At 68.3% G+C, this 26,180-nt stretch carries 22 protein-coding genes and 1 tRNA gene; 14 read left to right on the plus strand and 9 right to left on the minus strand.

What is annotated here, in order from left to right; all coding sequences use genetic code 11:
• The first annotated feature begins 120 nt into the window (after positions 1 to 120).
• The 3 genes from ppsA to ACFWZ1_RS10025 all read left to right on the plus strand — a co-directional run bounded on the left by ppsA (position 121) and on the right by ACFWZ1_RS10025 (position 3,479).
• The gene (gene ppsA, locus ACFWZ1_RS10015; RefSeq protein ID WP_439666302.1) at positions 121 to 2,493 is read left to right on the plus strand and encodes a phosphoenolpyruvate synthase; all 2,373 of its coding nucleotides are present in this window, start codon (positions 121 to 123) and stop codon (positions 2,491 to 2,493) included.
• An 87-nt stretch (positions 2,494 to 2,580) separates the two neighbouring features.
• Positions 2,581 to 2,670, plus strand: a tRNA-Ser gene (locus ACFWZ1_RS10020).
• Positions 2,671 to 2,774: 104 nt separating this feature from the next.
• On the plus strand, positions 2,775 to 3,479 hold the full coding sequence (locus tag ACFWZ1_RS10025; protein WP_439666303.1) for a PP2C family protein-serine/threonine phosphatase: 705 nt from the start codon (positions 2,775 to 2,777) through the stop codon (positions 3,477 to 3,479).
• A 163-nt stretch (positions 3,480 to 3,642) separates the two neighbouring features.
• On the opposite strand, the gene dnaQ is transcribed toward ACFWZ1_RS10025, so the two are convergent.
• From dnaQ to ACFWZ1_RS10040, 3 genes are read right to left on the minus strand one after another with little or no spacing between them, the layout of a single operon-like run.
• Entirely contained in the window at positions 3,643 to 4,377 is a 735-nt protein-coding gene (gene dnaQ / locus ACFWZ1_RS10030) for a DNA polymerase III subunit epsilon (protein ID WP_439666304.1), read from the minus strand.
• The gene (rnhA, locus tag ACFWZ1_RS10035) at positions 4,374 to 4,817 is read right to left on the minus strand and encodes a ribonuclease HI (RefSeq protein WP_231320356.1); all 444 of its coding nucleotides are present in this window, start codon (positions 4,815 to 4,817) and stop codon (positions 4,374 to 4,376) included. The genes dnaQ and rnhA overlap by 4 nt, the downstream gene beginning before the upstream one ends.
• Before the next feature lie 16 nt (positions 4,818 to 4,833).
• On the minus strand, positions 4,834 to 5,514 hold the full coding sequence (locus ACFWZ1_RS10040; RefSeq protein ID WP_439666305.1) for a methyltransferase domain-containing protein: 681 nt from the start codon (positions 5,512 to 5,514) through the stop codon (positions 4,834 to 4,836).
• A 205-nt stretch (positions 5,515 to 5,719) separates the two neighbouring features.
• Here ACFWZ1_RS10040 and gloB point away from each other — a divergent pair, with 205 nt between their 5' ends.
• Together gloB and ACFWZ1_RS10050 are read left to right on the plus strand one after the other, a co-directional pair.
• Positions 5,720 to 6,484, plus strand: a complete 765-nt coding sequence (gloB, locus tag ACFWZ1_RS10045; protein WP_439666306.1) for a hydroxyacylglutathione hydrolase — start codon at positions 5,720 to 5,722, stop codon at positions 6,482 to 6,484.
• A complete protein-coding gene (locus ACFWZ1_RS10050; RefSeq protein WP_439666307.1) occupies positions 6,481 to 7,731 on the plus strand; it encodes a transglycosylase SLT domain-containing protein in 1,251 nt (416 codons plus the stop codon). The genes gloB and ACFWZ1_RS10050 overlap by 4 nt, the downstream gene beginning before the upstream one ends.
• 15 nt (positions 7,732 to 7,746) lie before the next feature.
• Here ACFWZ1_RS10050 and asnB read toward each other — a convergent pair whose 3' ends face one another.
• Complete coding sequence (asnB, locus tag ACFWZ1_RS10055; protein WP_439666308.1) at positions 7,747 to 9,687, minus strand: asparagine synthase (glutamine-hydrolyzing); 1,941 nt, start codon at positions 9,685 to 9,687, stop codon at positions 7,747 to 7,749.
• A 238-nt stretch (positions 9,688 to 9,925) separates the two neighbouring features.
• Here asnB and ACFWZ1_RS10060 point away from each other — a divergent pair, with 238 nt between their 5' ends.
• Positions 9,926 to 11,239: an amidohydrolase family protein gene (locus ACFWZ1_RS10060; protein WP_439666309.1), complete on the plus strand. Its 1,314-nt coding sequence runs from the start codon at positions 9,926 to 9,928 to the stop codon at positions 11,237 to 11,239.
• A gap of 71 nt (positions 11,240 to 11,310) precedes the next feature.
• Here ACFWZ1_RS10060 and ACFWZ1_RS10065 read toward each other — a convergent pair whose 3' ends face one another.
• The 3 genes from ACFWZ1_RS10065 to ACFWZ1_RS10075 form a co-directional block, all read right to left on the minus strand.
• Positions 11,311 to 13,839: a TonB-dependent receptor gene (locus tag ACFWZ1_RS10065; protein WP_439666310.1), complete on the minus strand. Its 2,529-nt coding sequence runs from the start codon at positions 13,837 to 13,839 to the stop codon at positions 11,311 to 11,313.
• Positions 13,840 to 13,865: 26 nt separating this feature from the next.
• The gene (locus tag ACFWZ1_RS10070; protein WP_439666311.1) at positions 13,866 to 15,905 is read right to left on the minus strand and encodes a tetratricopeptide repeat-containing sulfotransferase family protein; all 2,040 of its coding nucleotides are present in this window, start codon (positions 15,903 to 15,905) and stop codon (positions 13,866 to 13,868) included.
• 155 nt (positions 15,906 to 16,060) lie between these two features.
• Positions 16,061 to 17,074, minus strand: coding sequence for a methyltransferase (locus ACFWZ1_RS10075; protein ID WP_439666312.1), 1,014 nt, complete (start codon positions 17,072 to 17,074; stop codon positions 16,061 to 16,063).
• Positions 17,075 to 17,404: 330 nt separating this feature from the next.
• Here ACFWZ1_RS10075 and msrB point away from each other — a divergent pair, with 330 nt between their 5' ends.
• The 5 genes from msrB (at position 17,405) to ACFWZ1_RS10100 (ending at position 21,197) form a co-directional block, all read left to right on the plus strand.
• Positions 17,405 to 17,866 carry a peptide-methionine (R)-S-oxide reductase MsrB gene (gene msrB, locus ACFWZ1_RS10080; RefSeq protein WP_231320368.1) on the plus strand — a complete coding sequence of 154 codons (462 nt, stop codon included), beginning with the start codon at positions 17,405 to 17,407 and terminating at the stop codon, positions 17,864 to 17,866.
• On the plus strand, positions 17,863 to 18,372 hold the full coding sequence (gene msrA, locus ACFWZ1_RS10085; RefSeq protein ID WP_439666313.1) for a peptide-methionine (S)-S-oxide reductase MsrA: 510 nt from the start codon (positions 17,863 to 17,865) through the stop codon (positions 18,370 to 18,372). The genes msrB and msrA overlap by 4 nt, the downstream gene beginning before the upstream one ends.
• A 396-nt stretch (positions 18,373 to 18,768) precedes the next feature.
• Positions 18,769 to 19,854, plus strand: coding sequence for a sugar-transfer associated ATP-grasp domain-containing protein (locus ACFWZ1_RS10090; RefSeq protein ID WP_439666314.1), 1,086 nt, complete (start codon positions 18,769 to 18,771; stop codon positions 19,852 to 19,854).
• A gap of 27 nt (positions 19,855 to 19,881) precedes the next feature.
• Entirely contained in the window at positions 19,882 to 20,718 is an 837-nt protein-coding gene (locus tag ACFWZ1_RS10095) for an exodeoxyribonuclease III (RefSeq protein WP_439666315.1), read from the plus strand.
• 119 nt (positions 20,719 to 20,837) lie between these two features.
• Positions 20,838 to 21,197, plus strand: coding sequence for a DUF1428 domain-containing protein (locus ACFWZ1_RS10100; protein WP_231320375.1), 360 nt, complete (start codon positions 20,838 to 20,840; stop codon positions 21,195 to 21,197).
• A 122-nt stretch (positions 21,198 to 21,319) separates the two neighbouring features.
• Here ACFWZ1_RS10100 and ACFWZ1_RS10105 read toward each other — a convergent pair whose 3' ends face one another.
• The gene (locus tag ACFWZ1_RS10105) at positions 21,320 to 22,870 is read right to left on the minus strand and encodes a POT-type proton-dependent oligopeptide transporter (protein ID WP_439666316.1); all 1,551 of its coding nucleotides are present in this window, start codon (positions 22,868 to 22,870) and stop codon (positions 21,320 to 21,322) included.
• Between the two features lie 174 nt (positions 22,871 to 23,044).
• The gene (locus ACFWZ1_RS10110; RefSeq protein WP_439666317.1) at positions 23,045 to 23,668 is read right to left on the minus strand and encodes a TMEM175 family protein; all 624 of its coding nucleotides are present in this window, start codon (positions 23,666 to 23,668) and stop codon (positions 23,045 to 23,047) included.
• 443 nt (positions 23,669 to 24,111) lie between these two features.
• On the opposite strand from ACFWZ1_RS10110, the gene ACFWZ1_RS10115 reads away from it, so the two are divergent.
• Genes ACFWZ1_RS10115 through ACFWZ1_RS10125 form a run of 3 tightly spaced genes read left to right on the plus strand, consistent with a single transcriptional unit; the run spans position 24,112 to position 25,981 of the window.
• On the plus strand, positions 24,112 to 24,819 hold the full coding sequence (locus ACFWZ1_RS10115) for a hypothetical protein (RefSeq protein WP_231320378.1): 708 nt from the start codon (positions 24,112 to 24,114) through the stop codon (positions 24,817 to 24,819).
• Complete coding sequence (locus ACFWZ1_RS10120) at positions 24,816 to 25,265, plus strand: phage holin family protein (protein ID WP_439666318.1); 450 nt, start codon at positions 24,816 to 24,818, stop codon at positions 25,263 to 25,265. Before ACFWZ1_RS10115 ends, ACFWZ1_RS10120 begins: the two co-directional genes overlap by 4 nt.
• A complete protein-coding gene (locus tag ACFWZ1_RS10125; RefSeq protein WP_439666319.1) occupies positions 25,262 to 25,981 on the plus strand; it encodes a DUF3618 domain-containing protein in 720 nt (239 codons plus the stop codon). The genes ACFWZ1_RS10120 and ACFWZ1_RS10125 overlap by 4 nt, the downstream gene beginning before the upstream one ends.
• Positions 25,982 to 26,180: the final 199 nt, after the last annotated feature.

Consider the following 26,180-nt stretch of genomic DNA (forward strand, 5'->3'; position numbering starts at 1 on the left):
GCATCGTGAACAAATGGTCTTCTTGTGCCATGCACCATCGAAAGCGGACAATACCAGTCCTTTGCGGCCCGGTTTCGGCGCGGCGCAGCGTATTACCCAAGCTTTACTAAGGAGATTCCCTTGAACGACCTGGTGCTTTGGCTGGACAACCTGCGCATGACCGACCTGGGCAAAGTCGGCGGCAAGAATGCCTCGCTCGGCGAGATGATCGGCAACCTCGCCAAGCTCGGCGTCTCGGTGCCCGGCGGCTTCGCCACCACGGCTGACGCGTTCCAGCAGTACCTGGACAAGAGCGGCGTGGCCAAGCGCATCCGGGCGCGGCTTGATGGTCTGGACGTGGAAGACGTCGAGGCACTGACCACCGCCGGCAAGGAGATCCGCAGCTGGGTCACCGAAACGCCGCTGCCGCAGGAACTGGACCAGGCGATCCGCGACGCCTACATCAAGCTGTGCAAGGACGCCGGCGCGGACAACATCGCCGTCGCCGTGCGCTCTTCGGCCACCGCTGAAGACCTGCCGGATGCATCCTTCGCCGGCCAGCAGGAAACTTTCCTGAACGTGGTCGGCATCGACGACGTGCTGCACAAGGTCAAGGAAGTCTTCGCTTCGCTCTATAACGACCGTGCGATCGCCTACCGCGTGCACCAGGGTTTCAAGCACGAAGACGTGTTCCTTTCCGCCGGCGTGCAGCTGATGGTGCGCTCGGACATCGGCGCCTCCGGCGTGCTGTTCACGCTGGACACCGAGTCGGGCTTCCGCGACGTGGTGTTCGTCACCGGCTCTTACGGCTTGGGCGAGATGGTCGTGCAGGGCGCGGTCAACCCGGACGAGTTCTATGTCTTCAAGCCCACGCTCAAGGCAGGCAAGCCCGCCCTGCTCCGCCGCAGCCTCGGCGCCAAGCAGCAGCGCATGGTCTATTCGGACAAGCCCGGTGAGCGCGTGCGCATCGAGGAAACCCCGGCCGAGCTGCGCAACCGGTTCTGCCTCTCCGACGAAGACGTGCAGGAACTGGCCAAGCAGGCCCTGGTGATCGAGCAGCACTACGGCCGCCCGATGGACATCGAGTGGGCGAAGGACGGCAACACCGGCAAGCTCTACATCGTGCAGGCGCGTCCGGAGACGGTGAAGTCGCGCGCGCACGCCACGCAGCTCGAACGCTTCCAGCTCAACGAGAAGGGCAAGGTGCTCGCCGAGGGCCGCGCCATCGGCCAGAAGATCGGTTCGGGCAAGGCCCGCGTGGTCAAGTCGATCAGCCAGATGCATGAGTTCCAGAACGGCGACGTGCTGGTCGCCGACATGACCGACCCCGACTGGGAGCCGATCATGAAGCGCGCCGCAGCCATCGTGACCAACCGCGGCGGCCGCACCTGCCACGCCGCGATCATCGCGCGCGAACTGGGCGTGCCGGCGGTGGTCGGGACCGGCAATGCCCTGCAGCTGATTCCGGATGGCGCGGAAGTCACCGTGTCCTGCGCCGAGGGCGACACCGGCACGATCTACGAGGGCAAGCTCGCCTTCGACCGCATCACCGCCGACCTCGGCGCGATGCCCGAGGCGCCGCTCAAGATCATGATGAACGTCGCCAACCCCGAGCGTGCGTTCGACTTCGGCATGCTGCCCAACGCCGGCATCGGCCTGGCGCGCCTGGAAATGATCATCGCCAGCCACATCGGCGTGCACCCGAAGGCGTTGCTCGAATACAACCGCCAGGACGCCGAGACCAAGGCGAAGATCGACGAGCGCATGGCCGGGTATGCCGACCCTGTGAGCTTCTACGTCGACCGCCTCGCCGAAGGCATCGCCACCATCGCCGCCTCGGTGTACCCGAAGCCGGTGATCGTGCGCCTGTCCGATTTCAAGTCGAACGAATACGCCGGCCTGATCGGCGGCTCGCGCTACGAGCCGCACGAGGAGAACCCGATGATCGGCTACCGCGGCGCCAGCCGTTACGTCGATGCGGGCTTCGCCGAGTCCTTCGCGCTGGAATGCAAGGCGGTCAAGAAGGTCCGCGAGACCATGGCCCTCACCAACGTGTGGGTGATGATCCCGTTCGTGCGCACCCTTGGCGAAGGTCGCAAGGTGATCGAGGTACTGGAGAAGAACGGCCTCAAGAAGGGCGAGGGCGACCTCAAGGTCATCATGATGTGCGAGGTGCCATCCAACGCCCTGCTCGCCGACGAGTTCCTGGAGATCTTCGACGGCTTCTCCATCGGCTCCAACGACCTCACCCAGCTGACGCTCGGCCTGGACCGCGATTCGGGCATCGTCGCCAGCCTGTTCGACGAGCGCGACCCGGCGGTCAAGAAGCTGCTCGCCATGGCGATCAGGACCGCCCGCGAAAAGGGCAAGTACGTCGGCATCTGCGGCCAGGGCCCGAGCGACCATCCGGACCTGGCCGAATGGCTGATGGACCAGGGCATCGAATCGGTCTCGCTCAACCCCGACACGGTGGTCGACACCTGGTTGCGGCTGGCCAAGAAGAAGGCCGGTTGAGGTCGGAGCCCGGCGTGCCGGGAGCGCTTGTCAGGACTCCCGGCTCCACGTAAAATCGCCGGCTCGCGTCGACCCGCGAACCTTTTCGGAGAGGTGGCAGAGTGGTCGAATGTACCTGACTCGAAATCAGGCGTACGTGTAAGCGTACCGTGGGTTCGAATCCCACCCTCTCCGCCAGTAAAGACAAACGCCCCCTCGTGGGGCGTTTTGTTTTTCCGCCTTTCTTTTGCGAAGCCCGGCGCCATGGCATGCTGCGTGGCGCTCGCACCTTCAGGCACCCCATGATCGAGTTCGGACACGGTACCCACGTCGGCCTGCGCCGCGCGCGCAACGAGGACACCTATTACGCCGATCCGGCGCTGGGCCTGTTCCTCGTCGCCGATGGCATGGGCGGACACCAGCATGGGGAGGTGGCCTCGGCGCTGGTGCGCGATGCGATCGTCGAGCAGGTCGCGCGCGGGCGCGGACTGGTGGAGGCAGTGCGCAGCGCGGGCGAGCGGCTGTTCCGGCATTCCAGCGCCGCGGCGGACCGGTTGCCGATGGGCACCACGGTCGCTGCGCTGAAGCTGGCCGGCGACCGCTACGAGGTGGCCTGGGTCGGCGACAGCCGCATCTATCTTTGGCAGGGCGGCGCGCTGCGCCAGGTAAGCCACGACCATTCGTTGGTACAGGAACTGGTCGCCGCCGGCCAGCTCGACCCGGCGCTGGCCAATCGCCACCCGCAGCGCAACGTGCTGACGCAGGCGCTGGGCGTGACCTCGATCGAGCAGTTGCATATCGGCATGGCGCGCGGGCGCGCCGAACCGGGCAGCCGCTTCGTGTTGTGCAGCGACGGCCTGACCGAGGGCCTGTCCGACGCCGCGATCGCGCGGATCGTCGGGCGTACGGACCTGGCCGCGCAGGAATGCGTCGATCACCTGCTGCTGGCCGCACTCGACGGCAGCGCGGACGACAACATCACGGTGATCCTGGCGCGCGTGATTTAGCGCTCAACGAACCCCGACGCTCGCACCTGTAGGGGCGCCTCGGGCGACCGCCATGCCCCGCAGTCGCGCCCAATAATCTCTAAAAAAAACAATCCCATCCGGCGTCGCGAGTCGCTTCGCCAGCCTTCCTGGCAAACCGTAGCGTCCGTTGCGCCGCCGATGCCTAGGCTTCGGCCAACGCCGCTTCAGGCTGCTCCAGCCGACGCCACACGCTACCGCCTTGGGCGGCCTTGTCCAGCGCATCCAGACGGCTTTCGTGCGCAGCGATTTCATTGGCATCCGCCCGCAGCACGCGCGGGCGGCGCAGCAGCGTGACCGGCGCCAGCACGGCCGCGCCGGCTTCGTCGGTGGCGCCTTCGAACGCCAGGTCCAGCGCGACCTGGCCGGAGGTCATGTACAGGTAGACGTCGGCCAGCAGCTGGGCGTCGATCAGGCCGCCGTGCAGGTCGCGCGCGGAGTTGTCCACGCCCAGGCGCTTGCACAGCGCATCCAGGCTGTTGCGCTGGCCGGGATAGCGCTCGCGCGCCATCGCCAGGGTGTCGATCACGCGGCAGCGGTCGGCGATGCAGCCCATGTGCGCGCCCACGCGCGCCAGCTCCGCGTCGAGGAAGCCGACGTCGAAACTTGCGTTGTGGATGATCAGCTCGGCATCGCCGATGAACTCGAGAAACTCCGCGACGACCTCGGCGAAACGCGGCTTGTCGAGCAGGAATTCGTCCTCGATGCCGGTGACCTGCCGCGCGCCCTCGTCGATCGCACGCTCGGGGTTGAGATAGGTCTGCCAGTGCCGGCCGCTGGGACGTCGCTCGATGAGTTCCACGCAGGCGATTTCGATCAACCGGTGACCCTGGCGCACTTCCAGACCCGTGGTCTCGGTATCCAGAACGATCTGCCTCATGCCCTGCCCCTGTAACGCTCGGCCTGCTCGCGCGCGGCGGTATCGACGCGCTCGTTTTCCACGTGGCCCGTGTGGCCGCGCACCCACGCCCAGCGTACCTGATGCGGCGCCTTGGCCGCTGCCAACCGCTCCCACAGGTCCTGGTTCTTGACCGGCTTCTTGTCGGACGTGCGCCAGCCGTTGGCGACCCACTTCGGCAGCCATTGCTCGATGCCCTGCATGACGTAGCGCGAGTCGGTGGTCAGCACGACCTTGCACGGGCGCGTCAGTGCCTCCAGCGCACCGATGGCGGCCATCAGTTCCATGCGGTTGTTGGTGGTGTCTGGCTCTCCGCCGGAGAACACGCGCTCGACGCCCTTGGCGCGCAGCAATGCAGCCCAGCCGCCGGGCCCGGGATTGCCCAGGCACGCGCCGTCGGTAAACGCTTCGACTTCGATCATCGTTCCTCGCGAAAAATCAGGCGGCGGCGCTGCGGCGCGCACCGGGCGCCAGGCCGGCGACCGGCGCCGCGGCGATCGCACGCGGGCGCAGCCGGACCGGAGCCGCCGCTTGGCGGCGCTTGCGCGCGATCAGCAGGTAACCGCCGCCGAGCGGACCGCCATGGTGCGGCACCGCGGCCGAGCTCGGCCACATGGGGCCGACCCGTTGCACGCGCTCGACATTGAGTTCGGCACTGCGTAGCCAATGGCCGATGCGCAGCGGGGATTCCAGGTTCACGCCACGGCGGCCGCGCCAGAGCAGCCAGGGCAACCAGCCGCTGGCCGGATGCATGCCGGTGAGCGCAAGCATCCCACCCGGCATCAGGACGCGGGCGGCCTCACGCAGCAAGAATTGCGGATCGGGCGCCACTTCCAACGCATGGCTCAGCAGCACCAGGCCGAAGGCGTCGTCCAGGAACGGCAGCGGTTCGTCCATGCACGTGTGCAGGTCGCCCGCGCCATGGTTGCCATCCAGATGCAGGTGAACCCAGCGATCGAGCATCGGCAGGGCCGGCGGCGAGGCCCGCGCGACAGCGGACACCTGCAATGCATACGCGCCGGCGCAGCGCTGCAGCTCCGGAGCAAGCGCCTGCGCCTCTGCGGCGAGCAGGCCGCGCATCGGCTTGCTGGCATAGATGTCTTGATCGCGCTCGGCCATGTCGCGCCCGTTATGCCGCAAAAGCGAAGTGTAGCCGTTGGCGGTCGCAAGCGCGTCACAGGTCGCGGAACCGGCCGCCTGCCTGAACAAAAATCACACGTTTAACGGCTCACTAACGAGCCTCCCGGATACGCCACTTATAGTCGGGCGGTTCGCGCAAGCCGGATGCCTGCGCCAGTCGATACGAAGACTGCGGAGACCGTTCTTGCACGTCGTACCGTTACCGGCGCTTGCCGACAATTACATCTGGCTGCTGCACGACGATGCCGGCCAGGCGATCGTGGTCGATCCCGGCGACGCCGCGCCCGTCGAGGCCGCCCTTGCCGGGCGTGCGCTGCAGTTGCGGGCGATCCTGTTGACCCATCACCACGGCGACCACGTCGCCGGGGCTAAGGTGCTGCGTGAGCGCCACGGCGCCACCGTTCATGCGCCGCGCGACGAGCGCATCGGCAGCGTCGACCACCGTGTGGGCGATGGCGAGGTCGTCATGCTGGACCGGCCGCAATCGCACTTCGAAGTGATCGAAGTCCCCGGCCACACCCGCAGCCACATCGCATATGCCGGCGAAGGCCTGCTGTTCTGCGGCGACACGCTGTTCAGCCTCGGCTGCGGACGCCTGTTCGAAGGCACGCCAGCGCAGATGCTGGCGTCACTCGAACGGCTGGCAGCGCTGCCAGGGGACCTCGAAGTCTGCTGCGGCCACGAGTACACCCAGTCCAACGGCCGCTTCGCGCGTGAAGTCGACCCGTCCAATCCTTCGCTGGCGGCTCGCTGCGCCGAGGTCGCCGAGGCACGTGCGCTGGGCCGCCCCACCCTTCCCGTGCCGCTGGCCAGCGAGCTGGCCTGCAATCCCTTCCTGCGCATCGACAGCGAATCGCTGACCGAATGGGCGAGCCGGCACCACGTCTCCGGCAGCCGGGTCGAACGCTTCGCCGCGCTGCGCGCCGCCAAGGATGTCTTCCAAGGATGAAACACGTACTGCGCCCCTTGCCGCTTGTCCTGTCGCTGCTGGTCGCCGCCTGCGCCATTGCGCCCGTTCCCCGGTCCACGACACCAGGCGCGGAGGCGCCGCAGGCCGAGGTACCCGATGTGACCGCCGCGCCCGCGATCCCGCAGGTGCCAGTGACCACCACCAACGTATGGGAGCGCCTGCGCGACAGCTTCGCGATGACCGATTGCGCGGCCGATCCGGCGATCGAAACCTGGGCCCGCCGCTACACGCGTTCCCCCAAGCGCTTCGAGGCGCAGATGCAGCGCATCCTGCCTCGGCTGGTCTACGTCGAGGAAAGCGCCGCGCGCCACGGGGTACCGGGCGAGTTCGCGCTGCTGCCGTGGGTGGAGAGTCACTTCAACCCGGTCGCGCCGAACCGGAACCGCGCCGCGGGCATGTGGCAGATCATGCCGAACACGGCGCGCCACATGGGCCTGAGCGTCGGGCCGAGCTACGACGGCCGCCTCGATCTGACCGAGTCGACCGACAAGGTGATGGCGCTGCTGAGCCACTATCACGACTACTTCCAGGACTGGCGCCTGGCTGACTACGCCTACAACGCTGGCCGTTACGGCATCGACCGCCTGGTCAATCGCGAAGGCGCGCCGCCAGCCGAACCGGCGGTGCCGACGTTGCCGGTGCGCGCGGGCACCCGTGCACACCTGGTCAAGCTGATGGCGCTCGCCTGCGTGGTGCGCGAGCCGGAGCGCTACCACGTCACCCTGCCGACGCTGGACGAAGACCAGCAGCTGGTTGCGCTGGACGTGAACCGGCGCCTTCCCCTCAAACAAGTGGCCCGCCAGGCGGGCCTGCCGCTGGAGACCCTGAGCGTCATCAACGCCGGCTACCGCAACGGCGTCATCGACACCCGGCACGGTGGCCGGCTGCTGCTTCCGCGCCGGAATGCCGACCAGTTGCGCACGGCGCTACTGGCCCAGGCGGTCGCCGATCCAAACGAACGGGTCGCCAGCGTGGGCGCGAATCCCGCGCTGCCGGGCCTGGACCGCGACGATGCACCGGCCACCAGCACGGCCGAGCACATCCCGGGCGCGCCCGACGCCGAGGCCGCGGCCACGCCGGTCGTGCACGTGGTCCGCCGCGGCGACACGCTGTTCGACCTCGCCCGTCGGTACCACGTGCAGGTCGCGCAGCTGAAACGCTGGAACCACCTGGGCGGAAGCGACATCCGCATCGGGCAGAAACTCACCGTCAGCAAGTCCGACTGACGGCACCGGCCAGGACTACCGTCGCAGCGCGGCGCGGCTCTGCCGCCAGTAGTCCTGCCAGGCCTGGAACATCAACACGTTCCAGAGGTGTGTGTGCCATTTGCGCTCGCCCCCACCGAATCGCTGCCATACCTGCGCGATCGCCGCCGCGTCGAACACCCCTTCGGCGGCCAGGCGCCCGGGCGAAAGCAGGTCGCCCGCCCAGGGCTTCAGATCGCCGCGCAACCACTCCGTCACCGGCGCGCCGAAGCCGCGCTTGCCGCGATACACCATCGACGCCGGCAGGTAGCGCAGCAGCACCTTCTTGAGCAGGAACTTGCTCACGCCATCGCGCAGCTTCATGTCCAGCGGCAGCGACCAGGCGAACTCCGCCACGCGCCAGTCCAGCAGCGGCGCGCGCGCCTCCAGGCTCACGGCCATGCTGGTGCGGTCGACCTTGCATAGCAGGTCGTCCGGCAGGTAGGTGACGAAGTCGGCCAGCATCATCGCGTCGGCCGGCGTGCCGACGCCATCGAGCGGATCGGCCTGGTGATAGAACGAGTCGAGCGCCCGCGCGCCCGGCACCACCGCGGCCGGGTCGCGCCAGCGCGCCACGCGGTTGCGGTACACGTCACCGATACCACGCGCGCCCATCTCCGCCAGCAGCGCGGCCATGCCGCCACCGCGCGAGGCTTCGCCCTGTCCTTGTGCGATGCGCGCCAGCGGGCGGCGCAGTGCGGAAGGTATGCGCGAGAGCATCCGCCAGTTGCGCAACGCACGCTGGTAGCGGCTGTAGCCGAAGAACAGCTCGTCGCCGCCGTCACCCGACAGCGCCACGGTGACGCCACCGCGCGCGAGCTTGGCGACCAGCGCGGTCGGCACCTGCGAGGCATCGGCGAATGGCTCATCGAACATTGCCGGCAACTGCGGCACCACGGCCAGCGCGTCGGCGCCACTGACGTAGAGTTCGGTGTGGTCGGTACGCAGGTGTCCGGCCACCTCGCGCGCCAGCGGCGCCTCGTCGTGGTGCGAGCCCTCGAAGCCGATGCTGAAGCTGTGCACCGGGCGCGCGCTCTGCGCCTGCATCATCGAGGTGACGATCGACGAATCGGTGCCGCCTGAAAGGAACACGCCTACCGGCACGTCGGCGACCATGCGAAGCCCGACTGCGTCGCGCAGCAGCGTGTCCAGCTGCTCCTCGGCCTCGGCGGCGGTGCCGACGAAAGGGGTCGCCAGCGCGGCGCGCATTTGCTCGCGGGCATCCCAGAACGGGCGTTGCGCCACGTCCGGCCGGTGCGCGCCGGCGCCGGCGGCGACGGCTGCAGCGTTCAGGCGCAGCAGGCGGCCCGGCATCAGCTTGAACGCTCGCTCGTGGATGCAGTGCGGCGCGGGGATGTAGTCCAGCCGCAGCAGCAGCGTCAGCGCGTCGCGGTCGACGCCATTGTCGAAATCCGGATGCCGCCAGAGCGCCTTCAGCTCCGAGCCGAACACCAGCGTGTCGCCGGCCCAGCCGTAGTAAAGCGGCTTCTTGCCCACGCGGTCGCGCGCCAGCCACAGGCAGCGCTCGCTGCGGTCCCACAGCGCCAGCGCGAACATCCCGTTGCAGCGGCGCAGGCTTTCCTCCACGCCCCAGGCGACGAACGCCGCCAGCAGCACTTCGGTGTCGGAGTGACCACGAAAGTGCGCTCCGCGCGACTCCAGTTCGCTGCGCAGCTCGCCGAAGTTATAGATCTCGCCATTGTAGGCCAGCACATAGCGGCCATCGGCCGACGCCATCGGCTGGTGTCCCAGCGGCGACAGGTCGATGATGCTCAACCGCTGGTGCGCCAGCGCGATGCCGGCCGGCGCGTCCACCCAGGTGCCGCTGTCGTCCGGCCCGCGGTGCTGGAGTGCACCGCCCATCGCCCCGGCCAGCGCCGCAAGGTCTTGTTCCTGCCACGCCGGCGAAGGCAGCAGCAGGCCCGCCAATCCACACATGATTCCCGCTTCCCGACCGCAAACGGGTCTTATACCGCATCCATCCGTCGGCCCTGTAGCCGGCCATGCCCAGCATTCGAAAAACCGCCGGCTCTTCCGCAGGATCGCCCTCGGGCTCGACCGGATCGCAGTCGCGCCCACGCGCGCTCCTGCAACTCCGGGCAGTTCGAGGTGCCCTGCGAAGGCAGGCGGTCGGTGATACAAAAGACGACCAGGCCCCACCGGAAGGAACACGCCCATGCCATTGCCGCGTCTTCAACGCGCCCTCGCCGCGCTGCTCGGCGGTCTGCTGCTTGCCGGCGCCGCCGGCGCCGCGACGCCCAAGCCCGCCGATCACCCCTGGCTGCTCAAGGCCGACCGTGTGTTCGATGCCCGCAGCGAGCAGGCGCACGCGGGCTGGGTGGTGCTGGTGCAAGGCGACAGGATCGCGGCGGTCGGCCCGGCCTCGCAGGTGAAGCTGCCGCCTGGCACGCAGACCATCGACCTGCCCGGCACCACCCTGCTGCCCGGGTTGATCGACGCGCACTCGCACATCTTCCTGCATCCGTACAACGAGACCCTGTGGAACGACCAGGTGCTCAAGGAATCCCTGCCCTACCGCACGATCGAAGCCGTGCAGCACGCGCACGACACGCTGATGGCCGGCTTCACCGTTCTGCGCGACCTGGGCACCGAGGGCGCCGGCTACGCGGACGTGGACGTCCAGCACGCCATCGACCAGGGACTTATCCCCGGCCCGCACCTGTTCGTCGCCACGCGCGCGACCATCGCCAGCCACTGCTACGGCCCCGGCCCGATGGGATTCCGCGGCGACTTGGACCTGCCGCAGGGCGGCATCCCGGTCAGTGGCGTCCCGCAGATGATCGACGCGGTGCGCGACCAGGCCGGCCACGGCGCCGACTGGATCAAGATCTACGCCGACTACCACTGCGGCAAGAGCCACGGCTCGGTACCCACCTTCAGCGAAGAGGAACTCAAGGCCGGCGTCGAGACCGCCCACTCGCTCGGCCTGCCGGTCTCGGTGCATTCGACCACGCCCGAGGGCATGCGCCGCGCGGTGCTTGCCGGCGTCGATACCATCGAACACGGCTATGGCGGCACCCGCGAGGTGTTCGAACAGATGAAGCAGCACGGCGTCGCCTACCTGCCCACGCTGGAAGCCGAAGCGGCCTACGCCGAGTACTTCCGCGGCTGGAAACCCGGCCAGCCGCTAGACGCCGACATGCAGCAATCGGCACGCGCCTTCAAGCTCGCGCTGGAGGCCGGCGTCACCATCGGCAACGGCAGCGACGTGGGCGTGTTCACCCACGGCGACAACTACAAGGAACTGGAGTGGATGGTCCGCGACGGCATGCGCCCCGCCCAGGCCCTGCTCGCCGCCACCGCCGTCGACGCGAAGATCCTGCGCCAGCAGGACGCGTTCGGTCAGCTCAAGGCGGGCCTCCACGCTGACATCATTGCGGTGCGCGGTGACCCGACAGCAGACATCGGCGCTCTGGCGCACGTGCCGTTCGTGATGAAAGACGGGGTCCTCTACAAGCGACCGGACTGACGCGCCACGCAGCGCCACGAAAAAAAAGCCCCGGACATGCCGGGGCTTTTGGTTTTCTGCAACAGCGACGGCTAGAACTCCTGGCTGAACCTCACGCCGATCGTCCTCGGCTGGTTGGTGACGGTGTACACCTGCCCGTTCGGATACTGCGGCACCACATCGTGGGCGGCGCAGGTCGCCTCCGCGCACTCGGCGTACTTGTAGATCTGCGCGCGCTTGTCGAACAGGTTGTTGATGTAGACGTCGAACGTCCAGCTGTTCTTGTGGAAGCCGGCGGAGAGGTCGGCCGTGGTGTAGGCGGCAAGGTTGCCGAGCAGCCCGCCCTCGAACTGGCGCAGGTCCGCACGGCGCTCGCCCACGTGCACGATGGCGGCCTGCAGGAAGGCTTCGTTCTCGCCCACGTCGAAGGTATAGCGGGCCTGCAGGTTGCCCTTGAAGCGCGGCGTGACCGGCAGGCGCGAGCCCTCCGGAGCCTGCGGTCCATCCACCGCCTCGCCGGTGAGCGGGTTGATGGTGCCAGCGGGACAGTCGGTGATCGGATTGCCGGCCAGGTCGGTGAAGCCGCAGTAGTTCGCGGTGAGCTTGGCGTTGTAGAGCGCGAAGCCGGCGCTCAGCTCCAGGTTGTAGGTCGCCGCCCAGTTGAGCTCCGATTCCAGGCCGGTGATGCGCGCCTGGTTGGCGTTCTTGATCTCGGTGAGACCGTTGGCGCCCAGGATGCTGAACTGGAAATCCTTCCAGTCCTGCCGGAACACCGAGCCGTTGAAGGACAGCCGGTTGTCGAACCAGGTGCTCTTCCAGCCGATCTCGTAGTTGGTGAGGTAGTCGGACATGTACGGCGGCAGGGTGCCGCGCCGGTTGATGCCGCCCGGCCGGAAGCCTTCGGACTTGGTCACGTAAACCATCTTGGTCGGCGTGATGTTCCAGGTCAGGTTGAACTTGAACAGCGAGCCGGTCTCCTTCACCCGCTTGTCGAAGTCCAGGCACGGCGCGCCGTGGTAGGGCTCGGGCGAGATGCAGCCGGCCTGGCCGTAACTCGAACCGGGGAAAAAGCCCGAGCTGAAGCCGAAGTAGCCGCCCAGGCTGTTGTTGGTGCGGAAGTAGCGCCCGCCGACCGTGCCGGTGAGGGTGTCGGGTATGAAGTCGTAGGAGAGCTCGCCGAACACCGCCTCGTCCTGGTCGACGCGGGTCTGCTTGGTCAGCCACAGCGTGTCGGGCCAGCCGGGGGTGTCCAGCGTGTCGGACAGGTTGTCGATCTTGTACTGCTGCTGGATGTCGTGATGCTGCTGCTCCCAGAACAGGCCCGCGACGAGCCGCAGGCGATCGTCCGACGGCGAGGCGATGCGCAGTTCGTGGCTGTCGCGGTTGTAGCGGTCGCGGGCGAAGATGTACTGCGACGGATTGATCAACGCGCCGCTGTTGTCGTAGATGTACGCGCCGTAGCCGGCCAGCGTGTCGTACCAGAACGAGTAATCGCTGTAGTCGCTTTCCTCCTCCTGACTGCGCTTGAGGTGCGCGTAGGAGTAGGTCAGGTCGAAGTTGCCGATCTTGCCCTGCACCGTGAGGGCGGCTTGCCACCAGCGGTCGTCCGTGCGTTCGGGATACCAATGGCTGACCGCCAGGTCGCCGATCGCCGGATCGTAGGCGAAGTTGCCGTGGGCGATGGTCTGCTGGCCCATGACGGTGGGGCTGATCGACCAGTCATCGTCCAGGTCGACCTTGAGCGCCGCGCGGGCGCCGTTGGTGGTCGCATCGTTATAGGCGTTTTCGGCGCGGTAGGTGCAGTCGAGCGTCGGCGAGGGCGTGCAGTCCTTCGCGTTGCTGACGCTGATGCCTGAAACCGGATAGGTCCGCGTGCCCGTCCTGTTGTCGATGTAGCCGGCATCGTGCTCATGCCAGCCGACCAGGCGGATGGCCGCGTTCTTCGCCAGCGGGATGTTGGCCATGCCTTCGCCGGTGTAACCGACGCCGCCGTTCTTCACCGTGCTCGTGCCCAGCGCGTAGCTGGCCGCGAAACCGCTGGGGTCGGGCTTGTTGGTGATGATGCGCAGGGCGCCCGCCTCGGCGCTGGCACCGTAGAGCGTGCCCTGTGGCCCGGCCAGCACCTCGACGCGCGCGATGTCGTACATGTGGATGTCGAGCGGGCCCTGGATGGTGGTGACTGGCTCCTCGTCCAGGTAGACGCCCACGCTGGGCAGCGAGCCGGAGTGGTTGCCGTCGCCGCCGCTGGCCACGCCTCGCATGTACACGTGCGCGAAGCCCGGCCCGAAGCTTTCGTACGAGACACTGGGCAGGTATTTGACGTAGTCGTCGAAGTCGCGCACGTGCAGTTGCTGCAGCTTTTCCTCCCCCAGCACCTGGATGCTGACGGGCACCTTCTGCAGGTCTTCGGTGCGCTTCTCGGCGGTGACGGTCACCTGCTTGAGCGTGGTGACCTTCCTGCTTTTCTGCGTGGCCGCGGGCGGCGAAGCCGGCTGCCCCGTGTCCTGGGCAAACGCCGGCACGGCGATGGCCAGGCAGATCGCCGCGGCCAGCGGCAGCCGTGCGGACGATGGAACTCCGGGCGATCTTCCCGGCTTCTTGCGGTTTGTTTGGCGGTACATCGACTCCCCTCCCTTGAAGATGACGATCAGGACAACAGCGTGTTTTCCCCCTGCAAACTTTCAGGTACGGCCGGATAGCTTTCGAGCACCGGCCCCAGCGCCTGCTCCAGCGGCCCCAGCCATCGTGCGTAATGGCGCCACTGGTCCATGCCCTCGCGATAGATGGGTCGGCGCACCTGTTCCGAGCTGGCCGTGCGGACGGGACGCGCGTTCTCGAAGAAGCGCAGGCAGCCCTCCTCGAACGGCAGGCCGCAGTGCGCGAGCAGCCGGCGCACCTCGCCTTCGGTGTCCTCGACCATGCGCTCGTAGACGACGCGGTGCACGCGCCCCGGCAGCACCGCATCGAAGTGCGCCATCAGCGCGACGTAGTCGCGGTAATACGCGCCCAGGTCCTCCAGGCTGTAGCTGAAACTCTGCCCCCGCGCGAAGTGCTGCTTGAAACCGGAGAAGCAGCAGGCCAGCGGATGCCGCCGCGCATCGATGACGATGGCATTGGGCAGGATCAGGTGGATCAACCCAAGATGCATGAAGTTGTTCGGCATCTTGTCGATGAACAGCGGCGCGCCGGTCTTGCGATGGATGCGCGTGCCGGCAAGGTACCGTTCGCCCAGTTCGCGCAGGCCCTCGCCGTCGAGCGCGGCCAGCGCGTCGTGGTACGGCATCGCGCTGTCCGCGTCCGCCTGTTCCCGCAGCAGGCGCGTGAGCGAGGTGATTTCCGGCAGCTCCATCGTGCCTTCGACCTGGCTGTGGCTGGACAGGATCTGCTCGATCAGCGTGGAACCGGAGCGCGGCAGTCCCACGATGAAAATCGGATCGCGCGCCGGGCATCCGCCGCCCCGGCGCGCCTCGAAGAAGTCGCGGGTGTAGCGCCCACGGATGTGCGCGACACGGGCGCGGGTGTCCTGCGCCCGATAGTGCAGTTGCGCGCGACGGATCGCATTGCCGCGGGCGTAGTGTTCGAACGAGGCCGCGTAATCCGCTTCGTCCTCCAGCGCCTTGCCGAGCGCGAACTGCAGGTGCAGGCGGTCCTCCTCGGCGAGGTCGGCACGCGCCAGCTGTGTGCGCATGGTCGCCACGTCCGGCGGCCCGAAGCGGAAAGTCTTGAGGTTGGCCAGGCTCCACCAGACTTCGCCGAAGGACGGCTCGATGGCCAGGCTGCGCCGGTAGGCGTCGATCGCGCGCTCCAGCTGTCCTGCGGTCTTGAGCGCGTGGCCGTAGCTCATCCACACCCTTGCCTGGTCGGGATAACGCGCCAGCAGCTCGGCGTAGATCGCGATGGCCGGTGCGTAGTCGCCCACGCGGCACAGCACCACGGCCTTGAGGTTGCGGTAGCCCGGATGATCCGGATCGGTGGCGAGCAGTTGCTCGATCTCCGCCAGCGCCCGTTCGGGCTGGTTGCTGCGGTGGAGCACCAGCGCATAGTTGTGGCGCGCGGCGTGGAAGCCGGGCGCGAGCTCGAGGCACCGGGAAAGCAGGTTCAGCGCATCCTCGTTGCGGCCCAGGCGGGCGGCGACCTCGGCGAACATGCGGATCGCGGCGACGTCGGTCGGGACGGCCTTCAGGTGTGCACGCAGCAAGGCCTCGGCATCCGGCAGCCGGTCTTCGGCCAGGGCCGCGGCGGCGCCGAGCAGGCGCGGGTCGCTGGTGGCGTGGCGAACGTGCTGTGCATAGGCGGCATCGGCCGCTCCGGTGTCGCCCACGGCCGCCAGGTGATCGCCCAGCGCCCGCCAGGCCTGCGGCAGGTCGGGCTTGAGCGCGACCGCTCGCTGCAGCGCGGCGATCGCCTCCTGTCCGCGACCGGCACGCCCCAGCGCCAGGCCCAGATCCAGCTGCACGATGGCCCAGTTCGGCTGGCCCTCGGCAAGCGGCGCGAGGATGGCGAGCGCGGCCGCCTCCTCACCCAGTGCCCCGTGCGCGACCGCCAGCAACCGCAGCGCGCCGGGATGGCCGGGAACGGCCTTGAGGATTTCCCCCAACTGCTCCCTGGCCAGCGCGGCATCGTGCTCCAGCAACCGTTGGGCGTGCGCCAGCGCCTGCTCCAGGGTGCCCGCGGCAGCTTCGCTCACGCCGCCGCGTCCCGGGGCGCGCCGACGGGACGGGCTGCGGGCAAGGGCCGGGACGCCGGCGGCAAGGTGCAGTACATGCGACAGCGCTCCACACGGGGTGTGCGCAGCCTACCGGCGAATCCAAGCGCCCGGTAGTGGATCGCCGCACAGGCCGCTCACTTGATGCCGATCACCATCGAATCGGGGCCGACCAGGTGCTCGGTGCGGGTCTGGCGGAAGCCCGCATCCTTCATCCATTCCGCGCAGTCGGCACCGGTGTAGTCGAACCCGCCGGGCGTCTCGATCAGCATGTTGAGGCTCATCAGCAGGCCGAAGGCGTTTTCCTTGCGCTCGTCGTCGATGATCGACTCGTACACCACCAGCGCGCCGCCCTCGGGCAGCGCGTCAAAGGCTTTGCCGATCAGCATGCGTTTGGTGGGCAGGTCCCAGTCGTGCAGGATGTGGCCCATCAGCACCACGTCGGCCTTGGGCAGCTCCTGTTCGAAGAAGCTGCCCGCCGCGAAATCCACGCGGTCGTTCACGCCGACCGCGCGCATGTAGTCCTCGAAGATCGGGCGCACCTGCGGCAGGTCGAAGCCGGTGCCATGCAGGTGCGGGTTGGCGAGCGCGATCTGCGCGGCAAGGTCGCCCTGCGCGGTGCCGACGTCGACGAAGCTGCGGTAGTCCCTCCAGGGGAATTGCCGTGCGATCGCCAGGTTGGCGCCGCGGCTGATGCCGGTCATCGCCGCCAGGAACTGTGCGAGGCGCGCCGGATCGGCGTAGAGCGTGTCGAACAGGTTCGGCCCGCCGTGCGCGACCTCGTTCTGCGGCAGGCCGGTGCGCAGCGCCAGGGTCAGGCCGCGCCAGAACGGGTAGAGGCGCGCGTTGGCCATCTCCAGGATGCCGCCGACGTAGGACGGCTTGGCACGGTCGAGGAACAGGTCGGTTTCGGCGGTGTTCGCGTAGACGCCATCGGTACGCGCGAGGAAGCCCAGCGCGACCAGCGCGTCAAAGAAGTCGCGGGCCGAGCGCGCATGCAGGCCAAGCGCGTCGCGCAGAGCCGGCAACTCGGCCGGGCCGCGGGCGAGGCGGGTGAACACGCCAAGCTCGATCGCGCTCAGCAGCGTCTTGGAGGCCCAGAACGCAAGGCCGGTCTGCAGGATCGCATCGGGAGAAGGTTGCGCTTGCATGGGCTCGCTCCGTCCGTAACCGCGCTGGCGGTGGTGGGTGCGTCGGCCCGGGGCATGCGTAACCGGAAACGGGGGGCCGGCGAAGCACGTGTGTCCCCCGGGCGCGCGCCCGGGGGCGGCACATCATGCCACCCGTTCCGTTGACTGGCCTTCACATGCACCTTTGGCCGATCGCCCCATGGAGCGGCCGTGACCGGACAGCGCTTGGAACGCTTACGCGTGGCCTTATGTCGTTGTGACGCCCGGATCGTGGGTTTCCGCCCGCGGTTCGGCACGGAGGCGCCCATCGCCAGCCAGCCAGCGAAATACTGCACCCACACGAGGTAGCCAATGCCGACCTACAGCAAGACGCCCGAGGCGCTCGCCCGCCTTACCCCCGAACAATTCCGCGTGACCCAGCAAAGCGGCACCGAGCGTCCGTTCGAGAACGCCTTCAACGATCACCGGGAGCCGGGATTGTACGTGGACGTGGTGTCCGGCGAGCCGCTGTTCACCTCGCTGGACAAGTTCGACGGCCACTGCGGCTGGCCGAGCTTCAGCCGGCCGGTCGAGCCCGCCCATGTGGTCGAGAAGCGCGACGTGAGCCACGGCATGATCCGCACCGAGGTGCGCTCCAGCCACGGCGACAGCCACCTGGGCCACGTCTTCCCGGACGGCCCGCGCGAAACCGGTGGTCTGCGCTACTGCATCAACTCGGCCTCGCTGCGCTTCATTCCCCTCGACGCGCTCGAACGCGAGGGCTACGGCGAGTACCGCAAGCTGTTCGACACCACGAAGGAGGCCCAACGATGAGCACCGAACGCGCCGTTCTTGCCGGTGGCTGCTTCTGGGGCATGCAGGAACTGCTGCGCCACCAGCCGGGCGTGATCTCCACCCGCGTGGGCTACGCCGGCGGCGACGTGGCCAACGCCACCTACCGCAACCACGGCACCCATGCCGAGGCGGTCGAGATCATCTTCGACCCGCAGAAGATCAGCTACCGCCGCCTGCTGGAGTTCTTCTTCCAGATCCACGACCCGAGCACGCCCAACCGCCAGGGCAACGACCGCGGCAGCAGCTACCGCTCGGCGATCTACTACACCACCGGCGAACAGGAACGCGTGGCCGAGGAGACCGTCGCCGACGTCGACGCCTCGGGTCTGTGGCCCGGCAAGGCGGTCACCGAGATCGAGCCTGCCGGCGACTTCTGGGAGGCCGAGCCGGAGCACCAGGACTACCTGCAGCACTACCCCACCGGCTACACCTGCCACTTCGTGCGGCCGGGATGGAAGCTGCCCCGGCGTGCCGAGGCTGGCTAGCGGACCGGACATGGCGGTCGCGCACAGGCGCTCTCCGACAGGCGACCCCGTGCGCGATTGCCCCGCCGCCATCGCCTTGGCGCACAGGCCTGGCTCTCTGTAGGAGCGCGCAGCGCGCGACTGCGGCCTGCACCGCGAACTTTCACAACTCCTTGAGCTCGCGCCCGGTATGACGCGCAGGCCCTTCCCGCACGCAAGGGCAGCCAAGAATCCCGGAAGCGACCGGGCCCAGCCAGACGATCGAGGAAGCATCCACGCCGCGGACTGGCGCGTCACCAGCAAGCATCTGCCGCCTGCCCCCGTGCGCTCGGGCCGGCCAGGCCCACGACCCTTTCCGGCCCGCTGCAGCCCCGCTGCAGCGCCTTTCGTTGTTTCCCGCAGAGGAATCGAACGTCGATGTCCCTGTCCGCCAAGTCACTGAAGAAGACCAGCCTTGCTGCCGCCAAGCGCCTCTACACCGGGTTGCAGCAGACGCAGCGCCAGGCGCACTACAACCAGCAGGCGCAGGCCGTGCTGCACGCGGTGGAAAGCCAGCGCGGACCGACCGATCGCACGGCGGTCCGGCAAGCGGACGAGTACGCCCGCGAGGTGCTTGGCAGCGTCCGCTACGCGCCCTGGCTGCACGTCTACGCCGCGGTGAGCGGTGGCTTCCGCGAGGGCTGGATCCCCGACAACTACTATGGTCTGGTGGTCGACCCGCACAAGAGCGGCGAGGTGGCCAAGGTCGCGCTGATCAAGTCCTTCACCAACCGCATCCTCAACACCGAGGCGCTGCCGGACCTGGCCTACGTCATCGATGGCCTCTATTACTCGCGCGACTACCGCCCCGTGTCTCAGCGCGAACTGATCGACATCCTGTTCGCGCGCGAAGACCGCGCCGTGTTCAAGGCCGACAACTCCTACCAGGGCCGCAGCGTGACCTTCATGACGCGCGGGCACTTCCCGGCGGACGGCCGCCTGCCGTTGCCCGACGGCGTCTTCCAGGCGCCGATCCGCCAGCACGGTTTCTTTGCCGAACTGAGCCCCAGCGCCACCGCCACGCTGCGCATCACCACCGCGCGCGAGCTCGACGGCAGCATCGCGGTGAAGGCCGCCTACCTGCGCCTGGGCCGTGTCGACGACGACATCGTGCGCAGCCGCAGCCACGTGCGCGTGGCCGTCGACCCGGCCAACGGCGCGCTGGACGAGACCGGTTTCCTGCACGACTGGCGCACCATCGACGCGCACCCGGATACCGGCCTGGGCTTCGGCGGACGTGTCATCCCGCACTTCGCCGCGGCCACCCAGCTGTGCCGCTCGCTGCACCAGGGCTGCCCGCACATGCCGTGCCTGGGCTGGGACCTGTGCATCGACGAGGACGACCAGCCGCGGCTGATGGAGTGGAACGCGCGCTACAACGACATCAAGTTCTCCGAGGCTACCCGCGGCCCCTGCTTCCGCGGCCTGGGCTGGGAAGACCTGTGGCGGCAGGCAGCCGCCTGACCAACTCGCGCCGCCGGCCCGCAGCGGATGCGCATCGTCTCGTGGAATGTCGAGAACCTGGCGCACTGGCTGGAGAACGATGCCACCGGCCTGCCCGTCCTGCATGCGCGGCTGGGCTCGCCCGAGGTGCTGTGCCTGCAGGAAGTGCGCATCCGGCCCCAGGACCAGGCGCTGGTTGCGCGCATGCACTCCGCCCTGCCCGGCTTCAGTTGCCACGCCTCGCTTAACCATGATCCGCACAATGGCCGCTTCCGCGGCGGTCGCGCGTACGGCGTGGCGACCTGGCTGCGCGCCGACCTCGACGCCACGCCACTGCGCTTCCCGTGGGACACCGAGGGGCGCGTGATCGTCTCGGGCCTGCCCTCGCTGGGCGTGGCCATCGCCAACGTTTATGCGGTCAACGGCACGGGTCGGCCGCACTGGGACGCCGAGCACGGCGGGCCGTACGGCAACCGGCACCAGTTCAAGCAGCGTTTCATCGAGCGGCTGGGTGACGAGGCGCGGGCGCTGCAGGCCGACGGCCTCGACCTCGTGCTGATCGGCGACTGGAACGTTTCGCGCACGCACCAGGACACGGCGCCGCGCCTGCGCACGGAAGAGCCGCACGCCACCGCGCGGCGCCGCTTCAACGAAGAGTTCGTCGCAGGCCTGGGGCTGACCGACGCCTTCCGCCACCTGTACCCGGATGCACGCGCGTACACCTGGTTCCACCCACGCAGCCGCCATCGGCTGGACGCGGCGCGGGTGGATTTCGCGCTGGTGGGCGAGAGTCTGCTGCCGCGTGTTGTCGGGGCTGGCATCGAGGACGACCCGGCCATGCGCCCAGGCAGCGACCACGCGCCGCTATGGATCGAGCTCTCGTAGGGCTTCAGTCCGGCCCCTCGCTAGGACGGTGGGCCGAAGCGCTTTGCGTTCGTCGTCTGTCGATTTTCCACGCCCCGGATCGTCGACAAGAGGCAACCCCCGCCAAAGGAGCACATGCCATGTCCTACATCGACGGTTTCGTGATTGCCGTGCCCACGGCCAACCGGGAAAAGTTCATCGAGCACGCCAGCACGTTCGACGTCTACTTCCAGGAGTTCGGCGCCACGCGCGTGGTCGAGTGCTGGAGCGACGACGTGCCCGAAGGCAAGCTCACCGATTTCCGCCGCGCCGTGCAGGCCACGCCTGACGAAGCGGTGGTGTTCTCCTGGATCGAATGGCCCGACAAGGCCACGCGCGATGCCGGCATGGAAAAGATGATGAAGGACCCGCGCCTTAGCCCCGAGAAGACCCCCATGCCCTTCGACGGCAAACGGATGATCTTCGGCGGGTTCGCGCCGGTGGTGGAATTGGGCCGGTAAGTCAGGGCGCCCGCTCCGGGCGCCCATCCGCCTGGCATCATCCCCGCCGAGCGGGGAAAGGACCACGCGCCGCTATCCCGATCCTTGCCCGTTCAAGGGCCAACGCGACGTGCCCCGGGCGTTCACCCCACTCGGTAGTAATCCCGCTCCCGATACCGCCGCGCATACAGGCCAAACGCCAGTGCCGCCAGCAGCGCGAACGCGGCGAAGAAGAACATCTGGAACGCGATCGTGCCGAGCCCGGTGCGGGCGATCGAATCGGTCACCGCATCGTTGCGCACTGCCGCGTTCGCCAGCAGCACCCACAGGTTGCCGATCGTGGTGGTGAGGTTCCAGAAGCTCATCACCACGCCCTTCATCGACGCCGGCGCCTGGCTGTAGGCGAACTCCAGGCCGGTGGCCGAGACCAGTACTTCGCCGAAGGTCAGCAAGGCGTACGGCAGCACCTGCCACATGATCGAGAGCGCATCCCCGCCGTCGATCGCCAGCTGCAACGCACCCACGGCGATCCAGGCCAGGCCGCTGAAGGCGATGCCCGCGGTCATGCGGCGCAACGCGGTGGGCGCGTAGCCCAATCGCCGCAACAACGGGTAGAGGACCAGGTTGTTGAACGGGATCAGCAGCATGACCAGCAGCGGATTCAATGCCTGCATCTGCGCCGGGTGGAACCAGTCCGGCATGCTCATGTGCCCGCCCTGCACCACCCAGGTCGACGCCTTCTGGTCGAACAGCGAGAAGAACGGCGTGGTCAGCGCGAAGATCACCAGCACGCGCAACACGTTGCGCGCACCGTCCACCGCTGCGTCCGGATGCACGCCGCGGGCGCGGTCCATCTGCATCCAGGCGCCGCCGCCGATGCCGGCAATCACCGCCACCACGGCCAGGCAGGCGGCGATCACGAAACCGAGGCTGGGGATCAACGCCGCCGATGCGAGTCCCACCAGGATGCCGGCCACGGCCACCCACAGGCCCGGCCGCGCCCGTCCCGGCCGGCGGCTGAGCAACGCCGTACGCACCACCCGAGAGAACGCGTCGCGGTCCGGCGGCGCCGGCGGCACCATCACGTACTGGCGCCGCCCCAACCAGAACACCACCGTGGCGACGAACATCAGCGCGCCCGGAATGCCGAACGCCACCGCGGCACCGAACTGGCGCAGGAAAAGCGGCATCAGCAGCGAGGCGAAGAACGAGCCGAAGTTGATGATCCAGTAGAAGGCGTCGAACACCACCTTGGCCAGGTGCTTGTTGGACTGGTCGAACTGGTCGCCCACGAACGAGGCCACCAGCGGCTTGATGCCGCCGGCGCCCAGCGCGATCAGCCCCAGCCCGGCGAAGAAGCCCAGGCGGTGGTCCTCGAACAGCGCCAGGCACGCGTGGCCCAGGCAATAGACCAGGCTCATCCACAGCACCGTGTGGTACTTGCCGAAGAAGCGGTCCGCGATCCAGCCGCCCAGCAGCGGGAAGAAGTACACGCCGATGACGAAGCTGTGGAACACGTCCTTGGCCGCGAGCGTGCGCTCGGCCTCGGGCATGTAGGCCAGCAGGCTGCTGATCAGGAAGGGCGTGAGGATGTTGCGCATCCCGTAGAACGAGAACCGCTCGCAACCCTCGTTGCCGATGATGTAGCCGATCTGCCGCGGCAGGCGGCCGCCCTCGTGGGTGGTGGTGCTCATCCGGACTCCCGTGCATCGGGAGAACCAGAGGCGCCTCCCCAGCGCCCGACTGTAGCAAGAAGCCCCGGTGGGGCGCCGTCTGTCGGGCGCACGGGCCGCCAACGCGTGCTTGCTTGCCGTGCCCATCACTACGAGATGTTGTCGTTGTCGGGGCAAGCGCGCGCGAGCCTTGCGCTACCCGTCCTGGTCGCTCCCGACGAGGCCCTCGATCCGTCGGTCGGGCACCAGCCACATCACGGCCACCGCCGCGTACAGCGCCTGTGCAATCCAGGCCGCCCACACGGTAGACGCAATGCCCAGCGCGTACAGCACCGGGGAAAGCTTGCCCTTCCAGTCGCTGCCGATCGCCCGCATGAGCACCGAGTCATCGCCCTGCAGGCGCACGAGCGTCCGCTGCAGCAGCCAGTACGCGACCGCCGCCATCAGCAGCACCACGCCGTAGGCGGCCGTGGGCGCGGCCGCAAAGTGTTTCTCCCCCATCCACGCAGTGGCGAAGGGAAACAACGACAGCCAGAACAGCAAGTGCAGGTTCGCCCAGAGCACGCCGCCGGAAACGCGCCGGCACACTGCAAGCATGTGGTGGTGGTTGTTCCAGTAGATGCCCACGTACACGAAGCTGAGCACGTAGCTGAGCAGCACCGGCAACAGCGGCGCCAGCGCGGCTGGCGAACTGCCGTGCGGCACCTTCAGCTCCAGCACCATGATCGTGATGATGATGGCGACCACGCCATCGCTGAAGGCCTCCAGCCGGCCCTTGCCCATGCCGGGCCGACGACCCTGGCGTTTACTCGCGTCCATCCGTTCCCTCCGTCCGGCGAGGCGACCGCAAGCGCGGCGCCCGGTGCGGGTGGACTCTATCAAGTTCGCCTTGCGGCCGATGGGTCGGGTGTTCCTCGCGCCACGTCATCCGCCACACACCGGACGCGCCGCCCCGCGGGCAATACACGGCACACGCCTGCCTGCCCTGCGCCTGCTTTCCCGCGGCGCGCGCCTTCATCCGCCGTGACGCAAGATGCAACCCCTTTAGACGGGCCTGTCATCGCGCTTGTTCCATGCTGCGCTTCCGTCGTGGCGCATGACGGAATAGACGGCCAAACCACGGTGGCGCCACGCCCCGCCACCGGCCTGGCGGCGGAGACCGCCGCAGACAAACCCATGGACACCACCGACACCGCGAATTCGGCAGGGACGCAAGGCGGATTCGCGCGCGGGCGCCGCCCGTCCATACCGAGGACTCGCAGATGAATACACCCCAGGACAGCAGCTACCGCCCGTCCGCCGGCGGGAAGGTTACCGACCCTGGCGTCGCCGGAGGCGCCGAGGACATGGCAGAGAAGGTGCGCGCCGAAGGCCAGGAGCAGGTGCAGCACTACCGCAACGTCGCGGCCGACAAGGTCGACACGCTCGCCGACAGCGTCAAGGCCGCCGCGGCCGAAATGCGCGACGACGACGTGGCGCATCTGTCCCGGCACGTCTCGGACATGGCCAGCGGCCTGGGCCGCATGGCCGACGGGCTGCGCGAGAAAAGCGCCGACGAGATCCTGCATGACGTTCGCCGGATCGCGCGCGAGAACCCCACGTTGTTCATCGCGGGCAGCATCGCCATCGGCTTCGGCCTGACCCGCTTCGCGCGCGCCTCGGCCAGCAACGGCGCGGATCGCGGGCGATCGTCGAACCTGGCCACCAGCGAACGCACGAGTCGCGCCCGCTGGACCGATGCCGACGCGGCCGTCCCCGGGACCGCCGCCCACCCGGCGACCGGCAACGACACCATCGACACCACCGCGCCCGGCGGCCTGACCGGCTCCATCCCCGCGGTGCCGGGCCCCTCGGCTTCCACGGCCGATGCCATCTCGGCCCGCGCCGGCGCGGCCGCGAGCGACACGACGGACGACGGTCGAGACAGCCTGTCATCCACGGATACCCTGCGCGGGAGGAACCAACCATGAGCAAGTCTTTCGAACAGTCCCAATCCTTCGATACACCACCCGCGTTGCGCGCCGTACCCTCGCGCGAGGAAGACGTCTCCATCGGTGGCCTGCTCAAGCAGCTGGCGCGCGAAATCCCGATGCTGTTCACCAAGGAACTGGCGCTGGCCAAGGCCGAGATGCGCGAGAACCTGCGCGCGACCAAGGCGGGCGTGGCGGCGGTGGCCACCGGCGGCGCCGTGATGCTGGCGGGGCTGGTCATCCTGCTGATGGCCGGCGTGTACGGCCTGAGCACCGTGCTCGCGCCATGGTTGTCCGCACTGATCGTGGGCGCGGCCGCCTTGCTCGTCGGCTGGGTCATGATCAACGCCGGCAAGAAGCAGTTCGAGCCTGGCTCGCTCAAGCCCGACCACACCATCCACTCGCTGCAGAAGGATGCCGATGCCATCCGCGGGAGGACGCCATGAGCACTGCCGAACGGATCGAAGCCGAATCGCACAAGGATCCGGCGCGCCTGGAGCAGGAGATCGACCAGCAGCGCGCGGACATCAACCACATCGTCGACGCGCTGGAGAACAAGCTTTCGCCGGGCCAGCTGTTCGACCGCATGGTGAACTTCGGCAAGGGCAACGGCCGCGAGTTCGCGCAGAACATCGGCAACGCGGTGAAGGCCAACCCGGTGCCCGCCCTGTTGACCTCCATCGGCCTGTTATGGCTTTACGCCAGCCGCGATGAGCCGGCACCGATGCGCAGCAGCTTTGCCGATACCGGCACCGATGACGGTAGCGGCATGATGGATCGGGCGCGTGAGATGGGCAGCGAGGTTTCCGACACCGTTTCCAGCACCTGGAACCAGGCCAGGTCGCGCGTCGCCGACACCACCTCGCGCATGGCCGACACGGCCCAGGGCGCGCGTGAGTCCCTGCTGCACCAGAAGGACCGGGCCGTGCAGGGCTACAACAACCTGTTGCGCGACAACCCGTTGGCGCTCGGCGCCATGGGCATCGCCGTCGGTGCCCTGCTTGGTGCCGCGCTGCCCACCACCGAACCGGAAAACCGGTTGATGGGAGAAGCCAGCGACGATCTCGCCGACAAGGCGAAGGAAGCGGTCCGGACCGGTGCCGACAAGGCACGCGACGTCATGCACGACATGGGTGAGCCGAGGGACACCGTGCGCCATTGATGCGGCGGCGCACCCGCTCCGTCTGAAGCCCCGCCCGCCTGTCGGCCCCCTCTCCCGGAAGGGATGGGCGGCGGTTCAAGGGAGGCGCTTCGACGTCGGCACTGCGCGCCTACGCTCATTGCGAACGGTTTCCGGACACCGTTTACCGTGGGCGTAGGCGCAGGGTCGTAGGGCCGGCTGGCCCTCGTCCAAGACGTGC

The organism is Frateuria sp. GZRe14 (assembly GCF_051900395.1).
Lineage (GTDB): Bacteria > Pseudomonadota > Gammaproteobacteria > Xanthomonadales > Rhodanobacteraceae > Frateuria_A > Frateuria_A edaphi.